Genomic DNA, 23,433 nt, shown 5'->3' on the forward strand with positions numbered 1-23,433 from the left:
CCCCCACCCGCGCCTGCAAACTCAAATGCGCCTTCTGCCCCGGTGCCAGGCTCAGGCTATCAGTCCCGCCGCTCGCCGCTTCCACACACACAAACTCGGAAATCTCGTTCCAGCTCACGCCCAATAGCGGACGCGTCCCCGGGTGCCAGACCACCGTGTCCGCATCATCCCCGGTATCGATGCACAATTGCCGCTGCCAGGCGTGGTCCTTGAGCTGCAATTCGCCGTCATGCTGGAACACCCGCTGACAGCCACCCTCTACCCGCAACTCGCCTTCCTGCTGACAAACCTGGCGGTTCAACTGGTCGTAACCTTGCGCCCCGTCGAGCCCAGACAGCGCTATCTCACCGACATCACCAATACGCCAATAGGCGTGCAATGCCTGGCTCAATTGGCACGGCAGGCTGTCCTGATGCTCGGTGCTCAGGCGCAACTCCATGCGCTCACCAAGGTGGGCATGCAGGTCCACTTGCCAGTCGCACAACTGCAATTGCCAGTGCAGGCGCACGCCGTCATCGTCGTGACTGCTGTCGAGCAGCTTCCAGTCCAGCAAGCGTGCCCAGCCATGGGACGGCCAGGCGTTTTCGCTCGGATGGCGGCCATACCACGGCCAGCACACCGGCACGCCGCCGCGAATCGCACCGACATGCGGCCACTTCGCCGCGCACCAGAGCCAGGGCTTCTGTCCCTTGGGCTGAAAGTGCAGCAACTGCGCGCCCTGACGACTGAACACCGCCTGACACAGCGGGTGATCGATCACCAGAACGTCGCGCATCTGATAGCGCTCCCACGCAAACACCGGACGTTCGCGCAAGGATTTGAAGAAGCGTTGTAGCGGATGCTCATGCATGTGCCACGGTCCTGAAAATCAGCTGTCACCGGGGTGCGCCGCCCCCAAAAAAAAGCGGACAGCCTGGGCTGTCCGCAAAAATGCGCACATAGAGAGGAGCTTATCGCAACAGCGTTAGAACACCGACTGAATTTTCAGGCCGGCGACCAGCGCGTTATCGACTTCATCCACACCGCCCGGGTGAGTGATGTATTGCAGGTTGGGACGCACGGTCAGCCAGTTGGTAACGTGGAAGCCGTAGTTGATCTCGTAGTTGTATTCGGTGGTACGCAGTGGCGAGAACCGTGGATCGTTGTAGTCCGTGACATTGTTGGCGGCGTTGACCAGCTCGGCGTTTTTCTTCACGTCATCGTTGACATGGATACGCGCGAAACCGATACCGACGTCATCTTTCGGACGGGCATCGAACGGGCCTTTGTACACAAACATCAACGACTGGTAGTTGTCGACGAAGTTGGTGTCCTTGTCGTGGAACGTGGCGTTGGCCGAAACGGTCAGGCCACGGCTCTTGTCACCGTTGTGGTCAGTCAGCTGTTGCTGCGCCACGAACCAGTAGCCGGACTTGCTGTCGTGGCTGCGGTAAGCGTTGCCGCTGGTGGCAGCATCAGCGCCGTTGTCGTCTTCACGAACGTCATTGGCATCAGCCGTGCTTTTGTAGTAACCGACACGGTATTCGCCCGGCAGGTTGTTAGGGTTAGGCAACCAGACCAGTTCGACCGGCAGGACGGTGCCGTTGGTACCACTGCCGCTGAGCTTGAAGCCGTTACCGTGCTCCAGTTGCGACGTGTTCTGGTTGTACGCGCCGATCTGCGCATAGAACTCAGGCGAGATGTTGTACTTCACGCGGACCGCAGCCTGCATGACCGGCCAGTTGTACCAGATGTTGGTCGCCCAGTTACCCACCTGGGACCCGCAGAACGCCAGGTTCTGGAACTCGCAAGGGAAGGTGTTGAAGTCTTCGCCTTCGCCGAAGTAACCGGCCTTGACGTCCAGTTTGCCGTCGAGAAACTGGTGCTTGATCCACAACTGGGTCAGACGGACCATATGGCCGCGACCGTAGACTTCCTGGGAGGAACTCAAGGTGCCGGCACGCGGGTCGCCGACACGGTCATTGGAGATGTTTTCGCCGTTACGGTTGGTCAGCTGGATCTTCGCCTGGGTGTTATCCCAGCCCCACAGTTTTTGCAGGTCCAGTGCCACGCCCAAACCAAACTGGTCGGCATAACGCGCTGTCTTGTCGTCGTTGAAGCCGCCGTGAAGGTTGCTGCCCACTTCACCGACGTAGTCCATCTTGATGTCGATGCCTTGCTCGATCAGCTTGGTCCGCTCACCACCCCAATCACCGGTCATCCATTCGGAATCGGCGCTGAACGCGTCAGCCGCGTGCACACTACCGGCCAGCATCATTGCCGCAATTGCCGACAACTGGCAGATAAGCTGAGCGTTGTTGTTCTTCTTCATCCCTACATCCTCGTTTTATTGTTATTAACTGTTTTTATCTAACGCGGTTACATCGGTTGCGATGCGCGACAGGCCGCCCACCGCATATCCCCCCTGTAGGAGCCAGGCTTGCCGGCGAAGGCGTCACTGAAATCGCTTTCGCCGGCAAGCCTGGCTCCTGCAGTTTTTGATCTTCAGCGGTTTTTGAACTGGGTGACGTTGGCGCTGTGAACTTCGGTTTTTGGCAGACCGGCCACCCCCAGGCGCTCCCCGGTCTTGGCATCGAACAGCAGCACTTTCGATGGATCGAATTGCAGGGTCAGGGTCTCGCCCACGGCCGGCGCAACGTCCGGTGCCAGGCGGCAGCAGACTTTGGTGTCGTTGAGATTGACGAATACCAGCGTGTCCGGACCGGTCGGTTCGGTGACCTGCACTTCGGCGCGAATGGTCGGCAAACCATTCGGCTCGCTGCCCGCCAGCACGATCTGCTCAGGGCGCATGCCGAGGATCACTTCGCGATCTTCCAGACCGGCGTCCTGCATGCCCAACGGCAATTCGCAGCGCGCCTGACCGCTGTCGAGCAGCGCCAACAGACGACCGTCCTTGCGTTGCAAACGCAGGGGGATGAAGTTCATCGGCGGCGAACCGATGAAGCTCGCCACGAACAGGTTGGCCGGGTTGTTGTAGATGTCTTTCGGCGTGCCGAACTGCTGAATGATCCCGTCCTTCATCACCGCCACTTTGTCGCCCAGCGTCATCGCTTCGATCTGGTCGTGGGTCACGTAGACCGTGGTGGTTTTCAGGCGCTGGTGCATCAGTTTCATTTCGGTGCGCATCTCGACGCGCAGCTTGGCGTCGAGGTTGGACAGCGGTTCGTCGAACAGGTAAATCTTCGGCCGCCGCGCCAGGGCACGGCCCATCGCCACACGCTGTTGCTGACCGCCGGAGAGCTGGCCGGGCTTGCGGCTCAGCAGGTGTTCGATCTGCAGCAGCTTGGAGACGCGAGCGACTTCTTCATCGATTTCAGCGGCGGGCATTTTGCGAATCTTCAGGCCGAAAGCGATGTTGTCGCGCACGCTCATGGTCGGGTACAGCGCGTAGGACTGGAACACCATGGCGATGTCGCGATCCTTGGGGCTCATGCCGCTGATGTCGGCGTCATCCACCAGGATCGCGCCGCCGCTGATGGTTTCCAGGCCGGCGATGCAGTTCATCAGCGTGGATTTACCGCAGCCCGACGGGCCGACCAGGATCAGGAATTCCCCGTCATCGATCTTCAGTTCGATGTTTTTCAGGGTGTCCGGCAAACCGGCGCCGTAGGTCTTGTTGACGTTGCGTAATTCGAGAGTTGCCATGTTTCTACCCCTTGACCGCGCCGGACGTCAGCCCACGCAGGAAATACTTGCCAGCGAATATGTAGACCAGCAGTGTCGGCAGCCCGGCGATCATCGCGGCGGCCATATCAACGTTGTATTCCTTGGCCCCGGTGCTGGTGTTGACCAGGTTGTTCAGGGCCACGGTAATTGGCTGGGCATCGCCACTGGCGAAGACCACGCCGAACAGGAAGTCATTCCAGATCTGGGTGAACTGCCAGATCAGGCAGACCATCACGATCGGGATCGACATCGGCAGCAGGATCTTCCAGAAAATCGTGAAGAAGCCTGCGCCATCCAGGCGTGCAGCCTTGACCAGCGCATCCGGGATGCTCACGTAGTAGTTACGGAAGAACAGCGTGGTGAACGCCAGCCCGTAGACCACGTGCACCAGCACCAGACCGGTGGTGGTGTTGGCCAGGCCGAACTTGCCGAGGGTGAACGAGGCCGGCAGCAGCACGGTCTGGAACGGCAGGAAGCAGCCGAACAGCAACAGGCCGAAGAACAACTGCGAGCCACGGAAGCGCCACATCGACAGCACGTAGCCGTTCATGGCACCGATGAAGGTCGAGATAAAAACCGCCGGCACGGTGATTTTCACCGAGTTCCAGAAGTACCCGCCGACCACGTCCCAGGCCTTGATCCAACCGATGCCGTCAATGACGGTCGGCCAGCTCAGCAGGTTGCCGGTACGGATGTCTTCCGGGGATTTGAAGCTGGTCAGCAGCATCACGATCAGCGGAATCAGGTACACCGCAGCGGCCAGCAGAAGCGTGGCGTAAATCGCGATACGGCTGAAACTCAGCGTCGGTTTTCCGAGTTGATTAGTCATGGCGTTTGCCTCGCAGCTCGGAGTACAGGTACGGCACGAGGATGGTCAGCACGGCACCGAGCATCAGCATGGCGCTGGCCGAACCGATGCCCATCTGGCCACGGCTGAAGGTGAAGGAATACATGAACATCGCCGGCAGGTCGGACGAGTAGCCGGGACCGCCCGCCGTCATCGCCGCCACCAGGTCGAAGCTCTTGATTGCGATGTGCGCGAGGATCATGAAGGCGCTGAAAAACACCGGGCGCAGGCTCGGCAGGACGATCTTCAAATAGATGGTCGGCAGGCTCGCACCGTCGACTTGCGCGGCACGGATGATCGATTGATCGACACCGCGCAGACCGGCCAGGAACATCGCCATCACAAACCCGGAGGCTTGCCACACGGCAGCGATCACCAGGCAGTACACCACGCGATCCTGATCCACCAGCCAGTCGAGACGGAAGCCTTCCCAGCCCCAGTCACGCAGCATTTTGTCCAGGCCCAGGCCAGGGTTGAGCAGCCATTTCCAGGCGGTACCGGTGACGATCATCGACAGCGCCATCGGGTACAGGTAAACGGTGCGAATGAAGCCTTCCTTGCGAATGCGCTGGTCCAGCAGCACCGCGAGGAACACGCCCAATACCAGGCTGATGCCGATGAACATGCCACCGAAGAGCGCGAGGTTCTTGCTCGCGACCCACCAGCGATCGTTGTCCATCAGGCGCATGTATTGCTGCAGGCCGACCCATTTGTAGCTCGGCATGAAGCTGGAATTGGTGAAGGACAGTATGAATGTCCAAATGATGTAACCGTAGAAACCAACCAACACGATGAGCATGCTTGGCGCGAGTACCAACTTGGGTAACCAGCGTTGCAGCGCATCGAACGGTGAGGCTTTGCTGAAAACCGCCACAGAGCTCATCGGGATAATCCATTGGAGAAGTGAGTATCTGTAGGAGCGAGGCTTGCCCACGAAGGCGGCGTAACTGTCGACAACTCTGTTGAATGTCAGACTGCTTTCGCGGGCAAGCCTCGCTCCTACAAGGGGAACGGTCCCAGAAAATTGCCGCAGGCGAGCCCGCGGCCTCAGGGATTACTGGGCGGCTTTGACAGCCGATGCCAGTTGGGCGCTGGCCTTGGCCGGGTCAGCGTCCTTGTCGTTCATGAAGTTGGTGACCACGTCGAAGATCGCGCCTTGCACGGCCAGGGAAGTGGCCATGTTGTGCGCCATGCTTGGTTGCAGGCCGCCGGTTTTCTCGTCCGCCAGGAAGTCCTTGGCGGCGGTTTGAGCGCAGGCGTCGAAACCGAGCTTGTCCATCTCGTTCAGCATGTCGGTACGGACCGGGATCGAGCCTTTGTTGATGCTGAAGACTTTCTGGAAGTCGGTCCCCAGAGCAACCTTGGCCAGGTCTTGCTGGGCGGCGATGTCACCCTTGCGATCAGCTTTCAACTTGAATACAGCCATCGAGTCGATGTTGTAGGTGAAGGCTTTTTCGGTGCCCGGGAACGGCACGCACTGGTAGTCCTTGCCGGCGACTTTCTTCGCCGCAGTCCATTCGCTTTTCGCCCAGTCGCCCATCATCTGCATACCGGCCTTGCCGTTGATGACCTCGGCGGCAGCGATGTTCCAGTCACGACCGGCGCGGTTCGGGTCCATGTAGCCGGTGAGTTTTTTCAGCTCGGTGAACGACTTGGTCATTTCCGGCCCGGACAGGGTTTTCTGATCCAGGTCTACCAACGCTTTCTTGTAACCATCGGCGCCCATGACCGAGAGCACCACGTCTTCAAACACGGTGCTGTCTTGCCAAGGCTGACCACCGTGGGCGAGCGCGATGAAGCCGGCGGCTTTGAGCTTGTCGCCGGCGGCGTAGAATTCTTCGAGGGTGGTCGGGGCTTTGTCGATCCCGGCTTTCTTGAACACTTCCGGGTTGATCCACAGCCAGTTCACACGGTGAATGTTCACCGGAACGGCCACGTAGTCGCCTTCGTATTTGACGGTGTCGGAGACTTTCTTGATCAGCAGGTTATCCCAGCCTTCGGACTTGGAAACGTCTTTCAGGGTGTCGGTGCTGAGCAGGCCAGTGCTGCCCCACTCCTGGATGTCCGGACCCTTGATCTGGGCAACGCCCGGCGGGTTACCGGCGACTGCGCGGCTTTTCAGTACGGTCATGGCCGTGGAACCGCCACCACCGGCGACTGCGCCGTCCTTCCAGGTGAAGCCGTCTTTTTCGACTTGAGCCTTGAGGACATCGACCGCTGCTTTTTCACCACCCGACGTCCACCAGTGAACAACTTCCACCGAACCTTTGGAATCGGCGGCAAGGCCACTGAGAGGAAATGCACTGAGGGGAAGCAGCGACGCGAGAGAAATGACAGTAGCGAGGCGAGAAATCGCATTCATCTAGTAGTACCTTTCTTGTTGTTATGCATGCAAGTCTGGTGCTTGCGCTGCATAGGATTTTAAACAGGAGTCATCCCCTCGCAGGTAACGAAGGGACGCGTGAATGTCACCGCATGGTTACATAGAACCGCTCTGGGACAGACTCGCCAAGGCACTGGCCATGCTCGGTGCCAGCGGCAGGCGCGGAATCAACACGGCTTGCCAGGCGTGATAGAGATCGGGTTTGCCGGCCCAGATATCGGCGCTTGGGCGGTTCTGCGGATCGAGCTCGTGATACCAACTGCCCTCGCAGCGGTCGATGAAATGACTGTCACAAAATTCCCAGAACAGTCGGTACCAGGTTTCATATTGCTCATCGCCCGTGCGTTTAAGCAGCGCGCTGGCGGCGGCGCTGGCTTCGCAATGAGTCCAGTGCAAACGATGGCGAACCACCGCGCGGTTATCCCAATCGAGGGTGTAGACAATCCCGGGCAGCCCATCGACATCCCAGCCATGGCGGCAGTTGTGCTCGAAGAGTTTTTGCGCGTCGGCGGCGAGCCAACCGGGCGTCAGCATCCCGGCCTGTACTCGCGCAGCTTCGAGGTGCAGCAACAGCCGGGCCCATTCGAAGCCGTGGCCCGGCGTGGTGCCGTAAGGACGGAAACCGTCGGCCGGGTTGTCGTGGTTGTAGTCGCGCAACGGCTGCCAGTCGCGGTCGAAATGTTCGACCACCAGGTAATCGTTGGCGGCGGCGTGACCATGAATCACGCGCTCGACGATCCGTTGCGCGCGGCACAACCAGCGATTGTCTTGCGTGACATCGGCCAGCGCGAGGAAGGCTTCGGTGGCGTGCATGTTGCTGTTGGCGCCGCGATAACTTTCCTCTTCACGCCAGTCGCGATTGAAGGATTCGCGCATTGCGCCCTCCTCCTCACTCCAGAAATACGTGTCGATGATGTGGATCGCGTCATCGAGCAAGGCCTGTGCGCCGGGACGCCGCGCCACCACGGCGGAACTGGCGGCCAGGGCAACGAAGGCGTGCAGGTAAGCGGCCTTGCCGGTGTTGTCGTCAAGGTGATGCGCGGTGGCGAACCAGCCACCATGCTCGCCATCGCGCAACGGCCCGCGAAGGGCATTGATGCCGTGATCCACCAGCTCGGCGAACCCCGGCAGGCCCTGGATGTGCGCCATGGCGAAGCTGTGGGTCATGCGCGCGGTGTTCATGGTTTCGGCATGGGCGTTGGCCGGCAGACAGCCCTTTTCGTCGAGATTGCCGAAGCCCTCGGGGAGCTTCGAAGCCTTGGCGAATGCCAGCAGGCGCAGGCCTTCGGCGGCGAGCCATTGCTGATGGGCCGGTGCGTTCAGCCAACTGCTGAAAGCGGGTTGGAAGGTGTCCATGGGGTGCCTTTTTTGTTGTTATGACTGCGGGCAGTCTAAACAACGGGCGGTGGCGGGCTTGTAACGAAGGGGGCGAGTTATGTCACCAAGCCGTGACAATTGCGGGGCGTGGCGCCTATTTGCTTTTGTAGGAGCCGGCTTGCTGGCGATCAACGATAACGCTGCGTGTCAGACACACCGCTATCGCCAGCAAGCCGGCTCCTACAAGGTTGTGTGTCAGTCGATTGATCGAGGCAATTGGAGCGTCACCCGCAACCCGCCTTCACGCAGGTTTTGCAGGCTGACTTCCCCGCCATGGCTATGGGCAATGTTGCGCGCAATGCCCAATCCCAACCCATAACCCTGCTGCTGCCCGGCCAGACGAAAGTGCGGCTCGAACACCTGCTCCAGCCGCTGCTCCGGCACACCCGGCCCTTCGTCATCGACATGCAGGACAAACGCGTTCTCGTCGTCATCGATGTGCAGGTGCGCGTTCTGCCCGTACTTCAAGGCGTTGTCGATCAGGTTGCCGATGCAGCGCTTGAGCGCCAGCGGTTTGCCCGGATACGCCGCCAGCGCCCGGCCTTGCTGGGTCACGCGACCATTGCCGTTAGGCGCCAGATACGGTTCCACCAGGCAATCGAGCACATGGTTGAGGTCCACCTGTTCGATGTTTTCGTGGATGTCGGTGTCTTTCACGCATTGCAGCGCGCCTTTGACCAGAAGCTCCAATTCATCGAGATCACGACCGAATTTGGCTTGCAGCTTTTCGTCCTCAAGCAATTCCACCCGCAGGCGCAAGCGGGTAATCGGCGTGCGCAAATCATGGGAAATCGCGCTGAACAACTGGCTGCGTTCAGTCAGGTAACGGCTGATACGTTCGCGCATCGCATTGAAGGCGCGACCCACTTCCACCACTTCACTGCCGCCGCCTTCGGCCACCGGCTCGACTTCCGCCCCGAGGGACATGTCCCGCGCCGCCCGTGCCAAACGCTTGAGCGGCCGGCTCTGCCAATGCACCAGCAAGCCGATGAACAACAGCAAAAAGCCGCTGGTGAGGACGATGAACCAGACTTGCTGCGCCGGCAGGCCTTGCTCTTCAAGGCTGGTGTAGGGCTCGGGCAACAGCGAGGCGATGTACAGCCACTCGCCCGGCGCCATCTGGATTTGCGTGACCAGCACTGGCGGATTCACCGGTTCCAGAGTCAGTGCGTAATGCGCCCAGGAACGCGGCAGCTCATCCAGTTTCAGGCCACCGTTGAAGATCCGCAGGTCTTCGGGGCTGACAAAGGTCACCGAGATATCGGTGTCCTGGCCGAGCGACTGGCGCAGCACTTCGTCCACCGCTTTGAGCACCGCCGCTTTGCGCGGGGTGATCGGCAGCACTTCCATGCCAAGCGGTTTGTCGTTGAGGGTCACCACGAAACGGGTGCCGCCCATGCTGCGCAACTGGTCGAGTACCAGCGGCCTGAACGCCACCGGCAACGAGCGAAAATAACTGACGCTGGCGGTCATCGAATGGGCAAGGCTGCGAGCGCTGGTGACCAGGCCTTCCAGCTGCGTGGCACGCAATTGCGAGACCCAGATCACGCTCGACAACGTCTGCGCGAACAACACCGCCAGCAAGGTCAGCAGCAGCATCCGCCCGAGCAGCGAACGCGGGACCGGAACCTTTGCCGCGAGCTTGCGCAACACCTCAGTGACCATTGCTGGCAACCACATTGGCCGCCAACTGATAACCGCTGCCGCGCACGGTGCGGATCAGTCGCGGCGGTTTTTCGGTATCGCGCAGGCGTTGGCGCAAACGGCTGACGGCCATGTCGACGATCCGGTCCAGCGGCATCAGGTCGCGGCCACGGGTGGCGTTGCCGATGGTGTCGCGGTCGAGGATTTCCTGGGGGTGATCGAGGAACAGTTTCAGCAGGGCGAAATCGGCGCCGGAGAGAATCACTTCTTCGCCATCGATGTGGAACAGCCGATGGCTGACCATGTCCAGTCGCCAGTCATCAAAGGCCAGCACTTCACTGCCGGAACGTTCCTGGCCGAATTGCGCACGACGCAACAAGGCTTTGATCCGCGCCTGCAATTCACGAGGGCTGAAGGGTTTGCCAAGGTAGTCGTCGGCGCCCAGTTCCAGGCCGATGACGCGGTCGGCTTCGTCGGAGCTGGCGGTGAGCATGATGATCGGCACTTGCGCCTGCCGCGGGTGCTGGCGGATCCAGCGGCAGAGGCTGAAACCGTCTTCGTCGGGCAGCATCACGTCGAGGATCACCAGATCGCTCGGCGCATCGTTCAACGCCTGGCGGAAACCGGCGCCGTCGGGCGTGGTACGTACCTGGAAACCCGCACGGGTCAGGTAGGTGTCCAGCAACTCGCGTATCTCTTGATCGTCATCGACCAACAAAATCGACTTGTTGACTGAGCTCACGGGGCGGCGTCCTTGTTGTTTGAATTGGAGGATTATGCCTGATCGATCATAAATCTATGTGTCTGTTCCGGCCTCTTCGCGGGCAAGCCTCGCTCCTACAGGTTGCTCCGGTGCTTCTGTAGGAGCGAGCGGTGCGGCGTCCGACTTGCCCGCGAAGAGAACGACGCGGTCCTTATGCCTGGTCGAGGGCCACACCCGCACCCACCAACCCGGAATACGGCGCCGTCACCAGCCACACCGGAATCCCCTTGAAGTAATCACTCATGCAACCCTTGTCGGCAAAGCACCGCGCAAAACCGCTTTCGAGGAAGAAATCGGCAAACCGTGGGATCACTCCACCGACGATAAACACGCCACCGCGCGCGCCCGTGGTGAGCACGTTGTTGCCCGCCACGCGACCGAGCCAGCAACAGAACTGTTCCAGCACTTCCAGTGCAATCGGATCACCCGCCAGGCCGGCGGCGGTGATCGCTTCCGGCGTTTCGAGCACAGGCGTGTGCCCGTCCACCGCGCAAATCGCCCGATAGACGCGCGGCAAGCCGCTGCCACTCAACGCCGTTTCCGCGCTGACATGCCCAATCTCGTTGAAGATGTGCTGCCACAACTGAGTTTCACGCGGACTGCTCAACGGCAAATCGACGTGGCCACCCTCGCCCGGCAATGCAGCAAAACGCCCTTCGCCGAGATCGAGCAAAGTACCGACGCCCAACCCCGTGCCCGGACCAATCACCACCGCCGGGCGCAACGGTTCCGGCGTGCCTTCGCAAACCACGCGGAATTCGCCCGGCTGCAAACGGGTCATGCCCAGCGCCATCGCCGAGAAATCGTTGACCAGCAGCAGTTGCTCCACTTGCAAGGTCTGGCAGAACGCCTTGCGACTGAGGCGCCAGTGATTGTTGGTGAACTTGAATTCATCACCGCTCACCGGGCCGGCCACTGACAGGCACACGGAACCAATCGAACCCGGCGCCAGCCCCTGCCCGTTCAGATAGACGCTGATCGCCTCTTCCGGGCTGGGAAAATCTGCCGTTGCCAGCACCTGGACCGATTCCAGCTGCTGGTTTTTCCACAACGCGAAACGTGCGTTGGTCCCACCGATGTCACCGACCAAAGCCAGTTTCAATTAAGCGTCTCCAGGGCAGAAGTAAAGGCGCTGGCGCCCTGCTCTGCGGAGCTGAAGGCCATGCGCATGAAACCAAACAGCTCGCGACCGGTGCCAATGTTGTTGCCCAACAGGCCCTTGGCAGGTTCGCGTGCAGCGAATTCGGCGGCGTCCACCTTAAGCTCCAGGGTGCCTTTGACGCCATCGACGCGGATGATATCGCCCTCTTGGACTCGCGCCAAAGCGCCGCCCACGTAAGCTTCGGGACTGACGTGAATCGCCGCCGGGATTTTCCCCGAGGCGCCGGACATGCGTCCGTCGGTGACCAGCGCGACTTTGAAGCCGCGATCCTGCAGCACGCCGAGGAACGGCGTCATCTTGTGCAGTTCCGGCATGCCGTTGGAGCGCGGGCCCTGGAAGCGCATCACCGCGACAAAGTCCTTCTCCAGCAAACCGGCCTTGAACGCATCGGCCAGATCCTGTTGATCCTGGAACACCATTGCCGGTGCTTCGACGATCTGGTTTTCCAAGGCGACTGCCGAGACTTTCATCACGCCACGACCGAGGTTGCCTTCCATCACGCGCAAGCCGCCCTCGGGCGAGAACGCTCGAGCGACTGGACGCAGGATGGTTTCATCGAGGCTGTCGGTGACGCCTTCGCGCCATACCAGTTCACCGTTATCGAGGAACGGTTCCTTGGTGTAGCGGCTCAGGCCGTGGCCCAGAACCGTGTTGACGTTTTCGTGGAGCAGGCCGGCTTCCAGCAGTTCGCGGATCAGGAACGACATGCCGCCCGCCGCCTGGAAGTGGTTGATGTCGGCTTTGCCGTTCGGGTAGACGTGGCTCAGGGTCGGCACGACTTCGGAGAGGTCGGCCATGTCCTGCCAGGTCAGCTGAATGCCCGCCGCCATGGCAATCGCCGGCATGTGCAGCGTGTGGTTGGTCGAGCCGCCGGTGGCGTGCAGCGCCACGATGGAGTTGACCAACGAACGCTCATCGACGATTTCGCCGATCGGCATGAAGTTGCCATTCTGCTTGGTCAGGCGCGTGACCTGATGCGCCGCTTCGCGGGTCAGGGCATCGCGCAACGGCGTGTTCGGGTTGACGAAAGAGGCGCCCGGCAAGTGCAGGCCCATGACTTCCATCAGCAACTGGTTGGTGTTGGCGGTGCCGTAGAAAGTGCAGGTGCCAGGACTGTGGTAGGAGTTCATTTCCGATTCCAGCAGCTCTTCGCGCGAGGCCTTGCCTTCGGCATAGCGCTGGCGCACATCGGCTTTCTGCTTGTTGGAAATGCCCGAGACCATCGGCCCGCCCGGTACGAAAATCATCGGCAGATGACCGAAGCGCAACGCGCCCATCATCAGGCCCGGCACGATCTTGTCGCAGATGCCGAGCATCAGCGCGCCATCGAACATGTTGTGGGAAAGGGCAACAGCGGTGGACAGCGCGATCACTTCACGGCTTGGCAGGCTCAGCTCCATGCCCGGCTCGCCTTGGGTCACGCCATCGCACATCGCCGGGGTGCCGCCGGCGAACTGGCCGACGGAGCCGATTTCGCGCAGGGCTTTTTTGATCAGTTCAGGAAAGACTTCGTACGGCTGATGCGCCGAGAGCATGTCGTTATATGACGAAACAATCGCGATGTTCGCGGAGTTCATCATTCGCAGGCTGTTCTTGTCTTCGGTGCCGCAACCGGCCACGCCATGGGCGAAGTTGGCGCATTGCAGCTTGCCGCGCATCGGACCGTCGCTGGCCGCACCGCGAATGAGCGCAAGGTAAGCCTCGCGGGTTGCGCGGCTGCGGGCGATAAGCCGTTCGGTGACCTCAAGGACGCGGGGATGCATGTGTAGAACTCCAGGCTAACGGATGTGGCGACCTGATTGTCTATGCTGAACAAGAGCCGTTGTTGATGGGATGACAAACGGCTTTCTTGATCATTCGGACCAGTTGATTCAGGTCACTCGTTGTAGATTGAACAAAATATTGCCACTAAAAAGGCTTGTTTTCTATTTTTATGCGAATAATCTTGTAATTCCAACAACAAAACGACGGCGGCCCTGTTAAATGACTCTTCGAATCGCAATCAATGGTTTTGGCCGTATCGGCCGCAACGTCCTTCGCGCACTGTATACCCAAGGCTACCGTCAGGATTTGCAGATCGTTGCAATCAATGACCTGGGCGACAGCGCGATGAACGCTCATCTGCTCAAGTACGACACTGTTCACGGCACGTTCGACGCCGATGTCCAGCATGATCAGGAAAGCCTGACCGTCAATGGCGACCGGATTTCCGTCAGCGCCATTCGTAACCCGGCCGAGCTGCCCTGGGCTGCGGAAAAGATTGATGTCGTGTTCGAATGCACCGGTTTGTTCACCGACCGGGCCAAAGCCGCCGCGCATATTACGGCCGGCGCGCGCAAAGTGATCATCTCTGCACCGGCCAAAGGCGCCGACGCCACCGTGGTGTATGGGGTGAACCACGACATTCTGCGCCAATCGCACCAGATTATTTCCAACGCGTCGTGCACCACCAACTGCCTGGCCCCGGTGGCCCAGGTGCTGCACCGCGAGCTGGGCATCGAAAGTGGTTTGATGACCACCATCCACGCCTACACCAACGATCAAAACCTGACCGACGTCTACCACACCGACCCGTACCGCGCGCGTTCGGCCACCCAGAACATGATCCCGAGCAAGACCGGTGCGGCCGAAGCGGTCGGCCTGGTGCTGCCGGAACTGGCGGGCAAACTGACCGGCATGGCCGTGCGTGTGCCGGTGATCAACGTGTCGCTGGTAGACCTGACCGTGCAACTGAAGCGCGAGGCGTCGGCCGATGAAGTGAATGCACTGCTCAAGGAAGCCAGCCAGCATTCGAAGATTCTGGGCTACAACACGTTGCCGCTGGTCTCGAGCGACTTCAACCACAACCCGCTGTCGTCGATCTTCGACGCCAACCACACCAAGTCCAGCGGCAAGCTGCTCAAGGTGCTGGCCTGGTACGACAACGAATGGGGCTTCTCCAACCGCATGCTCGATAACTGCCTGGCGCTTTGCAACGCTGAGTAACTCTGTGCCTGTTGCGCCGTACCCGACTCTGTAGGAGCCAGGCTTGTCGGCGAAGAACGATGACGCGGTCTAACAGATACATCGCGCCGCTCGGTTCGCGGGCAAGTCGGGTCGCCGCACCGCTCGCGCCTACAGGCGATGGCGTACTCAACCATCGTCGGTAACCTGCCTACGGAACACCCCATGATCGGTATCAGCTTCACGCAAAAAACCGTCGCCGCGCGCAAACGCATCGCCCTGGTCGCCCATGACCACTGCAAGGTGTTCCTGCTGGACTGGGCCGAGCGGCACAAAGACAAGCTCGCGCAACATGAACTGGTCGCCACCGGCACCACGGGTTTGTTATTGCAACAACGCCTCGACCTGCCCGTGGAAAGCATGATCAGCGGCCCCTTGGGCGGCGACCAGCAACTCGGCGCACAAATCGCCGAGCAGCGGGTCGACATGCTGGTGTTCTTCTGGGACCCGTTCGAACCGCAACCCCATGACCCGGACATCAAGGCATTGCTGCGGGTCGCGGCAGTCTGGAACATTCCCGTCGCCTGCAATGAATGCAGCGCCGACTACCTGCTCAGCAGCCCGTTGATGGATCAGGCGCATTCCCATCGCATTCCCGATTACGCGACCTATTTGCTGGGCCGCGCATAAACCTTCACAAATCAGGACTTGACCATCGTAGCGGATGATAAGCATTATCATTTGATCGAAATGGATCAGGTCCTCCCGTGAGTCAATCGCGCTTCAATCACGTCTTCATCGCCCAGCGCGTCTCTCTGCTGCGCACGCTGGAGCGGATGGTCAACAATCACAGCACCGCCGAAGACCTCTTGCAGGAGACCTACCTGCGCGTAACCCGTGCGCTCAGCGAACGGGCCATCGACCACCTTGAACCCTTTGTTTTCCAGACCGCCCGCAACCTGGCGCTGGACCATTTGCGTGCGCGGCGCATTCAGTCCCGGACGATGCTCGACGACGTGCCGATGGACGTGGTGGAAAGCATTGCCGCACCGGCCAGCAGTGCCGAGGACGCCGCCCATGCCAAACAATTGCTGGAGCGTTTGAACGTGAGCCTCAGTGAACTCAGCGCCCGTCAGCAGCAGATTTTCATTCTCAGCCGCTTGCACGGGCACAGCTATCTGGAGATTTCCGAGACGCTCGGCGTGTCATTGAGCACGGTGCAAAAGGAGTTGAAGCTGATCATGGCTATCTGCATCGGTGTCGCCGAACGGTTAAACGGCGACTGAGCAAGCAAGGCTTTGCTACCCTTGCCCACTTTCAAGCTCCACTAAAAAACAGCCGTGCACAGACACTGCCGAGGAAACACCGTGACGGACACCCACCGCTCCCCTCCGCCCTCCCCGGCGCGGGACTCCGCAAGTGCGATGGACCAGGCCCTGGATTGGCTGATCGTGCTGGGCAGTCCGAGCGAAGAACAGTCTCGCCAGTTCCAGGCATGGCTGGACGCCGACCCTTTGCATGCACAAGCGTTCGCCAAGGCCCAGGCCATCTGGGACGGCCCGCAAGTCGTGCAATGCGCGCAACACCTGGCCGCGCTGCCACCCAAAGTCACCGTGTTGTCGCGCCTGCGCCCGCACTGGAAACCGTTGGCCACCGCTGCCGTGTTGATCCTCGGCCTGTTCAGTTTCAGCAACCTGCCCCTACGTCTCCAGGCCGATCACCTGACGGTGGTCGGTGAGCGTCAGCGCCTGCAACTGGAGGACGGCTCGAAAGTCCTGCTCAATACCAACTCGGCGTTTTCCAGCACCATCAACGATCAGCAGCGCGTCGCCCGTCTTTATCAGGGCGAAGCGTTTTTCGAAGTGCCGGCCCATCGCGGCCAGCCGCTGGAAATCGACGCAGGACCGGTGAAGGCCAGCGTGCACGACACCGCGTTTGCGGTGCGCTACCTCGATGGCGTGACGCAGGTTCAAGTGCAGCGTGGTGATGTCGACTTGCGGGCGACCCGCGACGACGCACGGATTCGCCTGTCTGCCGGCGAAAGCATCCGCATCGGCCCCAACGGTTTCGACCGGCCGGCCAGGCTCGACGCCGCGACTGACCTGGCCTGGGTCCAGGGCCGACTGGTGTTCGAGAACTGCCCGATGAGCCAGGTGCTGGCGGAACTGCGTCGCTACTATCCCGGCTGGATCATCAACAACAATGAGCAATTGGCCGACGTCGCCGTGACCGGCAATTACCGTCTCGACCAGCCGCTGGACGTGGTCCGCTCCCTGGCGCACATCACCTCGGCGCGGCTCCAGGAATTCCCAGCGCTGGTGATTTTGAACTAAATGAGAATTATTTTTACTCGATAGCTGAAGCTCGTACGTCTCGTTATAGCCAATGCAATTGATTCGCATCTTCATATGCCAATCAGCACCTATAAAGATTCGTGCGACTCGGAGCGCTATCGATGTCTTCTCGCCTTACCCGTCACTCCTCTTCACCGTCCCGCGTGCTCTCGCTGTTGACCGCCGCCATCCTCATGGCTGGTAGCGCGCCGCTGATGGCCGCCACCGCCGCCGAGCAACCGACGCGCAACATGGGCGATTACGCGTTTGCGATCCCGCAACAGTCGCTGGTCTCGGCACTCAATGCCTTTACCGCGGTGACGGGCTGGCAGGTCGGCTTGCCGGCAGAACTTGGGCAAGGCGTGGCCTCGCCGGGCGTGCGCGGGTCCTTGTCGCCGGAGAAAGCCCTGGATCGCCTGTTGGTGGGGACCAACCTGAGCTATCGCAAACTGGGCAACAACAACATCGTCCTGGAAAAGCGCCCGAGCAGCGGCGCCCTCAACCTGCAACAGGTGACCATCAGCGCCACCCGCCAGGAACAAACCGTGGAAAGCGTGCCGGGCACCGTCACCGTTCACACCCGCGAAGAGCTGGACCGCAACAACGTCAACACCATCAAGAACCTGGTGCGTTACGAACCGGGCGTTTCGGTCGGTGGTGCCGGCCAGCGCGGCGGGATCAGCGGCTACAACATCCGCGGCATCGACGGCGACCGGATCCTGACCCAGGTCGACGGCGTCGAAGTGCCCAACGATTTCTTCAACGGCCCTTACGCCAAGACCCAGCGCAACTACGTCGACCCGGAGATCATCAAACGCGTCGAAATCCTCCGTGGGCCGGCCTCGGTGCTGTACGGCAGCAACGCCATCGGCGGCGCGGTCAGCTATTTCACCCTCGACCCGGACGACATCATCAAACCCGGCAAAGACGTCGGCGCCCGCCTGAAAACCGGCTACAGCTCCGCCGACGAGAGCTGGTTGAAGTCCGCGACGGTGGCCGGCCGCGCCGATCAGTTCGATGGCTTGCTGCATTACAGCCAGCGCGACGGTCATGAAACCGAATCCTACGGCAACAACAACGGCACCGGCCTGGCGCGCACTGCGGCCAACCCGGAGGACGTGCGTACCTACAACGTATTGGCCAAGATCGGCTGGAACTACAACGAAGATTCGCGCCTGGGCCTGACGTATGAAAAGTACAAGGACGACCGCGACACCGATCAGAAAAGCGCCTACGGCGGTCCGTTCGACAAAGGCCAGCCGGCGATTCCGGCCAGCGTCCTGCCGGGCGGCATGTACCAGTGGCGCACCGGTAACGACACCGTCACCCGCGAGCGTTTCGGCCTGGAACACAGCTTCGCCCTCGACAGTCTGCTGGCAGACAACGTCAAGTGGAGCCTGAACCATCAGGTCGCCAAGACCGACCAGAGTACCGAAGAGTTCTACTACCCGATCTCACGTAAAGTGCTGCGCACCCGCGAAACCCTTTATGAAGAAAAGCAGTGGGTGTTTGACGCGCAACTGGACAAGGCTTTCAGTCTTGCCGACACCGAGCACCTGTTGACCTACGGCACCACGATCAAGCAGCAGAAAGTCACCGGTTCGCGCAGCGGCAACGGCACCTGCCTCGCGGTCTTTGGCTCCTGCCGAACCCTCGGCGCCGTCAGCACCGCAGACGTGCTGAAAAAATCCAGCGACTTCCCCGATCCGACCGTCAACACCTACAGCCTGTTCGCCCAGGATCAGATCAGCTGGGACAAATGGACCTTCCTGCCGGGGCTGCGCTACGACTACACCGAGCTCAAGCCGCACATCACCCAGGAGTTCTTGAACACCGTGGCGGCCGATGGCCGCGGCACCGTCAGCAACGACTCAAAAACCTGGCATCGCGTGTCGCCGAAATTCGGCCTGACCTACGCCCTGACTGACCAGTACACCTGGTATGGCCAGTACGCCGAAGGTTTCCGCACACCGACCGCCAAGGCGTTGTACGGACGCTTCGAGAACACCACCACCGGTTATCGCGTGGAACCCAACCCGAACCTCGACCCGGAAACCAGCAAAGGTTTTGAAACCGGTCTGCGCGGTCAATTTGAATCGGGCTCCTTCGATGTGGCCGTGTTCTACAACAAGTACCGCGACTTCATCGAAGAGGATGCCATCTCCCCCGGTTACAACGAGCTGACCTTCCAGAGCGCCAACATCAAGCGCGCCACGATCAAGGGCGCAGAGGTCAAGGGACGTCTGAACCTCGACGTCTTCGGCGCGCCACAAGGTCTGTACACCCAGGGCTCGGTGGCCTACGCCTACGGTCGCAACAACGACAACGGCGAACCGATCAACAGCGTCAACCCGCTGACCGGTGTGTTCGGCCTCGGTTACGACCAGGACAACTACGGTGGTTTGCTCAGCTGGACGCTGGTGAAAAAGAAGGATCGCGTCGACGACACCAAATTCAAGTCGCCGGACGGCGTCAGCAGCCAGTTCAAATCGCCGGGCTTCGGCGTGCTGGACCTGACCGGTTTCTACAAAGTGACGGACGACGTGACTGTCAGCGCCGGGGTCTACAACCTGACCGACAAGAAGTACTGGCTGTGGGATGACGTGCGCGGTTACGACGGCGTCGGCGAGGCTTCGGTCCTCAGCCCGGCCAACCTTGATCGCCTGACTCAGCCGGGTCGCAACTTCGCGGTCAATCTGGTCTGGGACATCTGATCCTGCACGCTCACTGCGCGGCTTTTTATAGAGCCGCACAGTGAGGTTTTTTTACTGTCAGGCGTCTTCTTGTTCGTCTCGTTACCAAGCGCCTCTTTTCTTCAAGGATTTCTCATGACTAACCAGGACACTGCTCAACGCCCGGCTTTGCGTTCGCAACGCTTGAACCAGATCACCCATGAGCCCCACACCAAACTCGATGCGCTGGTCAAAGCCCATGCGCCGTTCGAAACCCAGGCCAATTTCGCCCGTTTCGTAGTGGCGCAGTATCTGTTCCAGTCGGAGCTGGTGGCGCTGTACAACGATGCCGAACTGATCGCCATCGTTCCCGATCTGGCGGCGCGCTGCCGTGCCGAGGCGGCCAAGGCTGACCTGGCCGATCTGGACACCGAAGTGCCGGCGCCTGTCGCGGGTGCAGTGAACACCCCGAGCAAAGCCGAAGCGCTGGGTTGGTTGTTTGTGTCAGAAGGCTCGAAGCTCGGTGCAGCGTTCCTGATCAAACGGGCTGTCGGCCTGGACCTGAGCGAGACCTTCGGTGCCCGTCACCTCGGCGAACCGGCCGGTGGCCGCGCTGAAGGCTGGAAAAGCTTCGTCAAGACGCTGGATGGCCTGGAACTCACCGAACAGGAAGAAGCCGAGCTGGATAAAGGCGCAATTAATGCGTTCAACCGCTTCACCGTGTTGCTGGAACACGCCTACGCCACCACCCCCGAACTCGCCTGATAACCCCGCCCTTGTAGGAGCGAGGCTTGCCCGCGAAGAACGATAACGCGGTCTATCTGAAAAACCGCGGCGCATTCTTCGCGGGCAAGCCTCGCTCCTACAGGTCATAAATCGATCTTATGACTCGCCCCTCCTCCAAACTCGCCCGTTTCCTGTTCGGTCTCTTGGCCTACGTCAGCCTCGCCATCGGCCTGATCGCCATCGTCGTGCCAGGCCTGCCGACCACCGAGTTCGTCCTGCTCGCCGCCTGGGCCGCGACCAAGAGTTCGCCGCGCCTGAGTGCCTGGCTGGAAAACCATCGGCTGTTCGGTCCGATCCTCTGCAACTGGCGCAACGGCAAAATCGTTGCGCGTCGAGCCAAGGTCAGTGCCACCGTGAGCATGCTGCTGTGCGCCGGGTTGATGCTGGTCATGCTCGATCACGGTTGGCCGGTTTACCTCGCCATCGCCGGCATGAGCCTGGGCAATCTGTGGATCTGGTCACGACCGGAATCACTGCCGCAAACCACCTGACACACTCCGCGATTTATCCCCGTTTTAAAGCGCTTTTCGGCACATTTTTCCGCGCAAACGTTCAACCATGACCGTTCGTCGGAGTCACCTTCATGCATCCTCGCCCCACGCCGATGCGCAGAGATTGGCGCTGAATGGATTTGGCGAACCGGGTCGACCTCGACTCGCAGCCAACACTTCATCCCTTCGCGAGTTCGTCCTATGTTCGACTCTCTGTCCATCCGCCTGAAAATCGTTCTGCTCTCCGGTCTATGCCTGCTGGGCGTGGTCGTCCTGATCGTCAGCATGAACTTCTACCAGACCAACCAGAACGATGAGCTGGTCAGCGCCTCCAGCAGCAAAATGCTCACCGACAGCGTGCAAGACCTGCTTCAGGCCAAGGCCGCCGAGCAAGCGGTGCGGGTGCAGAAAACCTTTGGCGAAAGCCTGCTGGTGGTGACCGCCCTGGCGGACCAGATCAAGGACATGCGCACCCTGGCCGCCAAGCGCTCGCTTGAGGCCGGTGCCCTGCGTGAAGAGTTGAACCAGAGCCTGAAAACCGCCTTCGAGCGCAACAGCAAAGTGCTGGGGATCTGGCTGGCGTTCGAACCCAACGGGCTGGACGGCAAGGACAGCGAGTTCGCCAATGACGCCGCTCGCCAGTCCAACGAAGCCGGTCGTTTCGCCAGTTACTGGAGCCGCGCCGGTGGTACCGCGCTCAACACGATCATGGTCGAAGACGACATGACCAAAACCACCTTGAGCCTCAGCGGAACGCCTTACAACAGCTGGTACACCTGCCCTCGCGACAACAGGCGCACCTGCTTGCTGGACCCGTACGCCGATACCGTCGGCGGCAAGGAAATGCTGATGACCACCATTTCCGTACCGCTGCTGGTGGACGGCAAATCCATCGGCGTGGTTGGTGTGGACATCGCCCTCGACGCTTTGCAGGCAGCGGCTGTCGGTTCCCAGCGTGATCTGTTCAACAGCGCCGGGCACATGCTGATTGTCTCCGGTAGCGGCGTGCTCGCCGCTTACAGCGTTGATGCGAGCAAGGTCGGCAAAAGCATCGGTGAGACCCTGGGCGCAGAAGGCAAGGATGTCCTGCAATTGCTCAGCGGCGGCGCACCGAAAATCCTCGAACAAGGTGATTTGATTCGTGCGGTGTACCCGGTCAGCCCGATCAGCGATTCCAAAGCCTGGGGCGTGGTGATCGACCTGCCCAAGCAAGTGCTGTTGGCCGATTCGGTGAAGCTGCAAACGGTGCTCGATGATGCCCAGCAAAGCGGCACGATCAAAGCCGTGCTGGTGGCGGTCGCTGCCGGCCTCGTCGGTCTGCTGCTGATCTGGCTCACCGCGTCGGGCGTGACCCGGCCGATCAACAGCGTCGCCGAAATGCTCAAGGCCATTGCCAGCGGCGACGGCGACCTGACCCAGCGTCTGCATTACAGCAAGCAGGACGAACTGGGCGAACTGGTGAGTTGGTTCAATCGCTTCCTCGACAAGCTGCAACCGACCATCGCGCAGATCAAACAGAGCATCACCGATGCCCGTGGCACCGCCGATCAGTCTTCGGAAATCGCCCGCCAGACCAGCGAAGGCATGCAGGTGCAGTTCCGCGAAATCGACCAGGTCGCCACCGCGTCCAACGAAATGAGTGCCACGGCCCATGATGTCGCCAACAGTGCGTCGAACGCGGCAAACGCGGCCAAGGGCGCTGACCAGTCGGCTCGCGATGGCATGTCGATCATCGAACGCAGCACCCGCGACATCAATCAACTGGCCGACGAAGTCAGCAAGGCGGTGACCGAAGTCGAAGCGCTGGCGGTCAACAGCGAGCAGATCGGTTCGGTGCTGGAAGTCATCCGCAGCATCGCCGAGCAGACCAACCTGCTGGCGCTCAACGCCGCCATCGAAGCCGCCCGTGCCGGCGAGAGCGGTCGCGGTTTTGCGGTGGTGGCCGATGAAGTGCGCAACCTGGCCAAACGCACGCAGGATTCGGTGGAAGAGATCCGCATCGTCATCGAACGCATCCAGACCGGCACCCGCGGCGTGGTCGCCACCATGCATTCGAGCCAGACCCAAGCGCACAGCAACGCCGGGCAGATTCAACAAGCGGTGCAAGCCTTGAGCAAAATCAGCGACGCGGTCACGGTGATCAGCGACATGAACCTGCAAATCGCCAGCGCCGCCGAACAACAAAGCGCCGTGGCCGAAGAGGTCAACCGCAACGTCTCGGCGATCCGCACCGTCACCGAAACCCTGACCGGCCAGGCCACCGAATCGGCGCAGATCAGCAGCCAGCTCAACTCCCTGACCACCCACCAGATGAAATTGATGGATCAGTTCCGCGTGTAAAGCCACACCGCAAATCCCTGTAGGAG

General features: G+C 60.6%; 18 protein-coding genes and 2 pseudogenes. 9 read left to right on the forward strand and 11 right to left on the reverse strand.

Features of this window, described 5'->3' with window-relative positions; genetic code table 11:
• The 11 genes from KGA97_RS23645 to edd all read right to left on the reverse strand — a co-directional run.
• The coding region (locus tag KGA97_RS23645) for a D-hexose-6-phosphate mutarotase (RefSeq protein ID WP_223481610.1) at positions 1 to 850 on the reverse strand (850 nt) is incomplete at its 3' end.
• A gap of 114 nt (positions 851 to 964) precedes the next feature.
• On the reverse strand, positions 965 to 2,311 hold the full coding sequence (locus tag KGA97_RS23650) for a carbohydrate porin (protein WP_192229117.1): 1,347 nt from the start codon (positions 2,309 to 2,311) through the stop codon (positions 965 to 967).
• A gap of 173 nt (positions 2,312 to 2,484) precedes the next feature.
• Positions 2,485 to 3,645 (reverse strand): ABC transporter ATP-binding protein, encoded by a 1,161-nt coding sequence (locus KGA97_RS23655; RefSeq protein ID WP_008038607.1) that lies wholly within the window; start codon positions 3,643 to 3,645, stop codon positions 2,485 to 2,487.
• A gap of 4 nt (positions 3,646 to 3,649) precedes the next feature.
• Entirely contained in the window at positions 3,650 to 4,495 is an 846-nt protein-coding gene (locus tag KGA97_RS23660; protein ID WP_008032971.1) for a carbohydrate ABC transporter permease, read from the reverse strand.
• Positions 4,488 to 5,396 carry a carbohydrate ABC transporter permease gene (locus KGA97_RS23665; protein WP_008032969.1) on the reverse strand — a complete coding sequence of 303 codons (909 nt, stop codon included), beginning with the start codon at positions 5,394 to 5,396 and terminating at the stop codon, positions 4,488 to 4,490. Before KGA97_RS23665 ends, KGA97_RS23660 begins: the two co-directional genes overlap by 8 nt.
• Before the next feature lie 171 nt (positions 5,397 to 5,567).
• Positions 5,568 to 6,875, reverse strand: a complete 1,308-nt coding sequence (locus tag KGA97_RS23670) for an ABC transporter substrate-binding protein (RefSeq protein WP_008032967.1) — start codon at positions 6,873 to 6,875, stop codon at positions 5,568 to 5,570.
• A 117-nt stretch (positions 6,876 to 6,992) separates the two neighbouring features.
• Positions 6,993 to 8,252, reverse strand: a complete 1,260-nt coding sequence (locus KGA97_RS23675) for an AGE family epimerase/isomerase (RefSeq protein ID WP_223481611.1) — start codon at positions 8,250 to 8,252, stop codon at positions 6,993 to 6,995.
• A 216-nt stretch (positions 8,253 to 8,468) separates the two neighbouring features.
• Entirely contained in the window at positions 8,469 to 9,938 is a 1,470-nt protein-coding gene (locus tag KGA97_RS23680; protein ID WP_192229115.1) for an ATP-binding protein, read from the reverse strand.
• Positions 9,928 to 10,659, reverse strand: coding sequence for a response regulator (locus KGA97_RS23685; protein WP_008031015.1), 732 nt, complete (start codon positions 10,657 to 10,659; stop codon positions 9,928 to 9,930). The genes KGA97_RS23680 and KGA97_RS23685 overlap by 11 nt, the downstream gene beginning before the upstream one ends.
• Before the next feature lie 172 nt (positions 10,660 to 10,831).
• Entirely contained in the window at positions 10,832 to 11,782 is a 951-nt protein-coding gene (locus KGA97_RS23690) for a glucokinase (protein ID WP_008031013.1), read from the reverse strand.
• Positions 11,779 to 13,605 (reverse strand): phosphogluconate dehydratase, encoded by a 1,827-nt coding sequence (gene edd / locus KGA97_RS23695; protein WP_223481612.1) that lies wholly within the window; start codon positions 13,603 to 13,605, stop codon positions 11,779 to 11,781. Before edd ends, KGA97_RS23690 begins: the two co-directional genes overlap by 4 nt.
• Positions 13,606 to 13,825: 220 nt before the next feature.
• Here edd and gap point away from each other — a divergent pair, with 220 nt between their 5' ends.
• From gap to KGA97_RS29670, 9 genes and pseudogenes are all read left to right on the forward strand, one after another.
• On the forward strand, positions 13,826 to 14,827 hold the full coding sequence (gene gap / locus KGA97_RS23700) for a type I glyceraldehyde-3-phosphate dehydrogenase (RefSeq protein WP_008031008.1): 1,002 nt from the start codon (positions 13,826 to 13,828) through the stop codon (positions 14,825 to 14,827).
• A gap of 183 nt (positions 14,828 to 15,010) precedes the next feature.
• Positions 15,011 to 15,475, forward strand: coding sequence for a methylglyoxal synthase (locus tag KGA97_RS23705; protein ID WP_008038633.1), 465 nt, complete (start codon positions 15,011 to 15,013; stop codon positions 15,473 to 15,475).
• A 77-nt stretch (positions 15,476 to 15,552) separates the two neighbouring features.
• Positions 15,553 to 16,071, forward strand: a complete 519-nt coding sequence (locus tag KGA97_RS23710) for an RNA polymerase sigma factor (protein ID WP_223416390.1) — start codon at positions 15,553 to 15,555, stop codon at positions 16,069 to 16,071.
• Positions 16,072 to 16,152: 81 nt separating this feature from the next.
• On the forward strand, positions 16,153 to 17,118 hold the full coding sequence (locus tag KGA97_RS23715; protein WP_192229114.1) for a FecR family protein: 966 nt from the start codon (positions 16,153 to 16,155) through the stop codon (positions 17,116 to 17,118).
• A gap of 122 nt (positions 17,119 to 17,240) precedes the next feature.
• The gene (locus KGA97_RS23720; protein WP_223481613.1) at positions 17,241 to 19,832 is read left to right on the forward strand and encodes a TonB-dependent receptor; all 2,592 of its coding nucleotides are present in this window, start codon (positions 17,241 to 17,243) and stop codon (positions 19,830 to 19,832) included.
• Between the two features lie 114 nt (positions 19,833 to 19,946).
• Entirely contained in the window at positions 19,947 to 20,555 is a 609-nt protein-coding gene (locus tag KGA97_RS23725) for a biliverdin-producing heme oxygenase (protein WP_223481614.1), read from the forward strand.
• A 119-nt stretch (positions 20,556 to 20,674) separates the two neighbouring features.
• The gene (locus tag KGA97_RS23730) at positions 20,675 to 21,067 is read left to right on the forward strand and encodes a YbaN family protein (protein WP_223481615.1); all 393 of its coding nucleotides are present in this window, start codon (positions 20,675 to 20,677) and stop codon (positions 21,065 to 21,067) included.
• A gap of 465 nt (positions 21,068 to 21,532) precedes the next feature.
• Positions 21,533 to 22,501 (forward strand): annotated as a pseudogene (locus KGA97_RS29665) (chemotaxis protein); the annotation flags it as partial.
• A 378-nt stretch (positions 22,502 to 22,879) separates the two neighbouring features.
• Positions 22,880 to 23,407 (forward strand): annotated as a pseudogene (locus KGA97_RS29670) (methyl-accepting chemotaxis protein); the annotation flags it as partial.
• Positions 23,408 to 23,433: the final 26 nt, after the last annotated feature.

Origin of the sequence: Pseudomonas sp. BF-B-15, assembly GCF_019946675.1 — a bacterium.
In the GTDB taxonomy this organism is placed as follows: Bacteria; Pseudomonadota; Gammaproteobacteria; order Pseudomonadales; family Pseudomonadaceae; genus Aquipseudomonas; species Aquipseudomonas migulae.

What these genes read in the sequence shown, in the direction of transcription:
- KGA97_RS23650 (WP_192229117.1), bottom strand. Translation starts at nt 2,311, where the DNA reads ATGAAGAAGAACAACAACGCTCAGCTTATCTGCCAGTTGTCGGCAATT.
- KGA97_RS23655 (WP_008038607.1), bottom strand. Translation starts at nt 3,645, where the DNA reads ATGGCAACTCTCGAATTACGCAACGTCAACAAGACCTACGGCGCCGGT.
- KGA97_RS23660 (WP_008032971.1), bottom strand. Translation starts at nt 4,495, where the DNA reads ATGACTAATCAACTCGGAAAACCGACGCTGAGTTTCAGCCGTATCGCG.
- KGA97_RS23665 (WP_008032969.1), bottom strand. Translation starts at nt 5,396, where the DNA reads ATGAGCTCTGTGGCGGTTTTCAGCAAAGCCTCACCGTTCGATGCGCTG.
- KGA97_RS23670 (WP_008032967.1), bottom strand. Translation starts at nt 6,875, where the DNA reads ATGAATGCGATTTCTCGCCTCGCTACTGTCATTTCTCTCGCGTCGCTG.
- KGA97_RS23675 (WP_223481611.1), bottom strand. Translation starts at nt 8,252, where the DNA reads ATGGACACCTTCCAACCCGCTTTCAGCAGTTGGCTGAACGCACCGGCC.
- KGA97_RS23680 (WP_192229115.1), bottom strand. Translation starts at nt 9,938, where the DNA reads ATGGTCACTGAGGTGTTGCGCAAGCTCGCGGCAAAGGTTCCGGTCCCG.
- edd (WP_223481612.1), bottom strand. Translation starts at nt 13,605, where the DNA reads ATGCATCCCCGCGTCCTTGAGGTCACCGAACGGCTTATCGCCCGCAGC.
- gap (WP_008031008.1), top strand. Translation starts at nt 13,826, where the DNA reads ATGACTCTTCGAATCGCAATCAATGGTTTTGGCCGTATCGGCCGCAAC.
- KGA97_RS23705 (WP_008038633.1), top strand. Translation starts at nt 15,011, where the DNA reads ATGATCGGTATCAGCTTCACGCAAAAAACCGTCGCCGCGCGCAAACGC.
- KGA97_RS23720 (WP_223481613.1), top strand. Translation starts at nt 17,241, where the DNA reads ATGTCTTCTCGCCTTACCCGTCACTCCTCTTCACCGTCCCGCGTGCTC.
- KGA97_RS23725 (WP_223481614.1), top strand. Translation starts at nt 19,947, where the DNA reads ATGACTAACCAGGACACTGCTCAACGCCCGGCTTTGCGTTCGCAACGC.
- KGA97_RS23730 (WP_223481615.1), top strand. Translation starts at nt 20,675, where the DNA reads ATGACTCGCCCCTCCTCCAAACTCGCCCGTTTCCTGTTCGGTCTCTTG.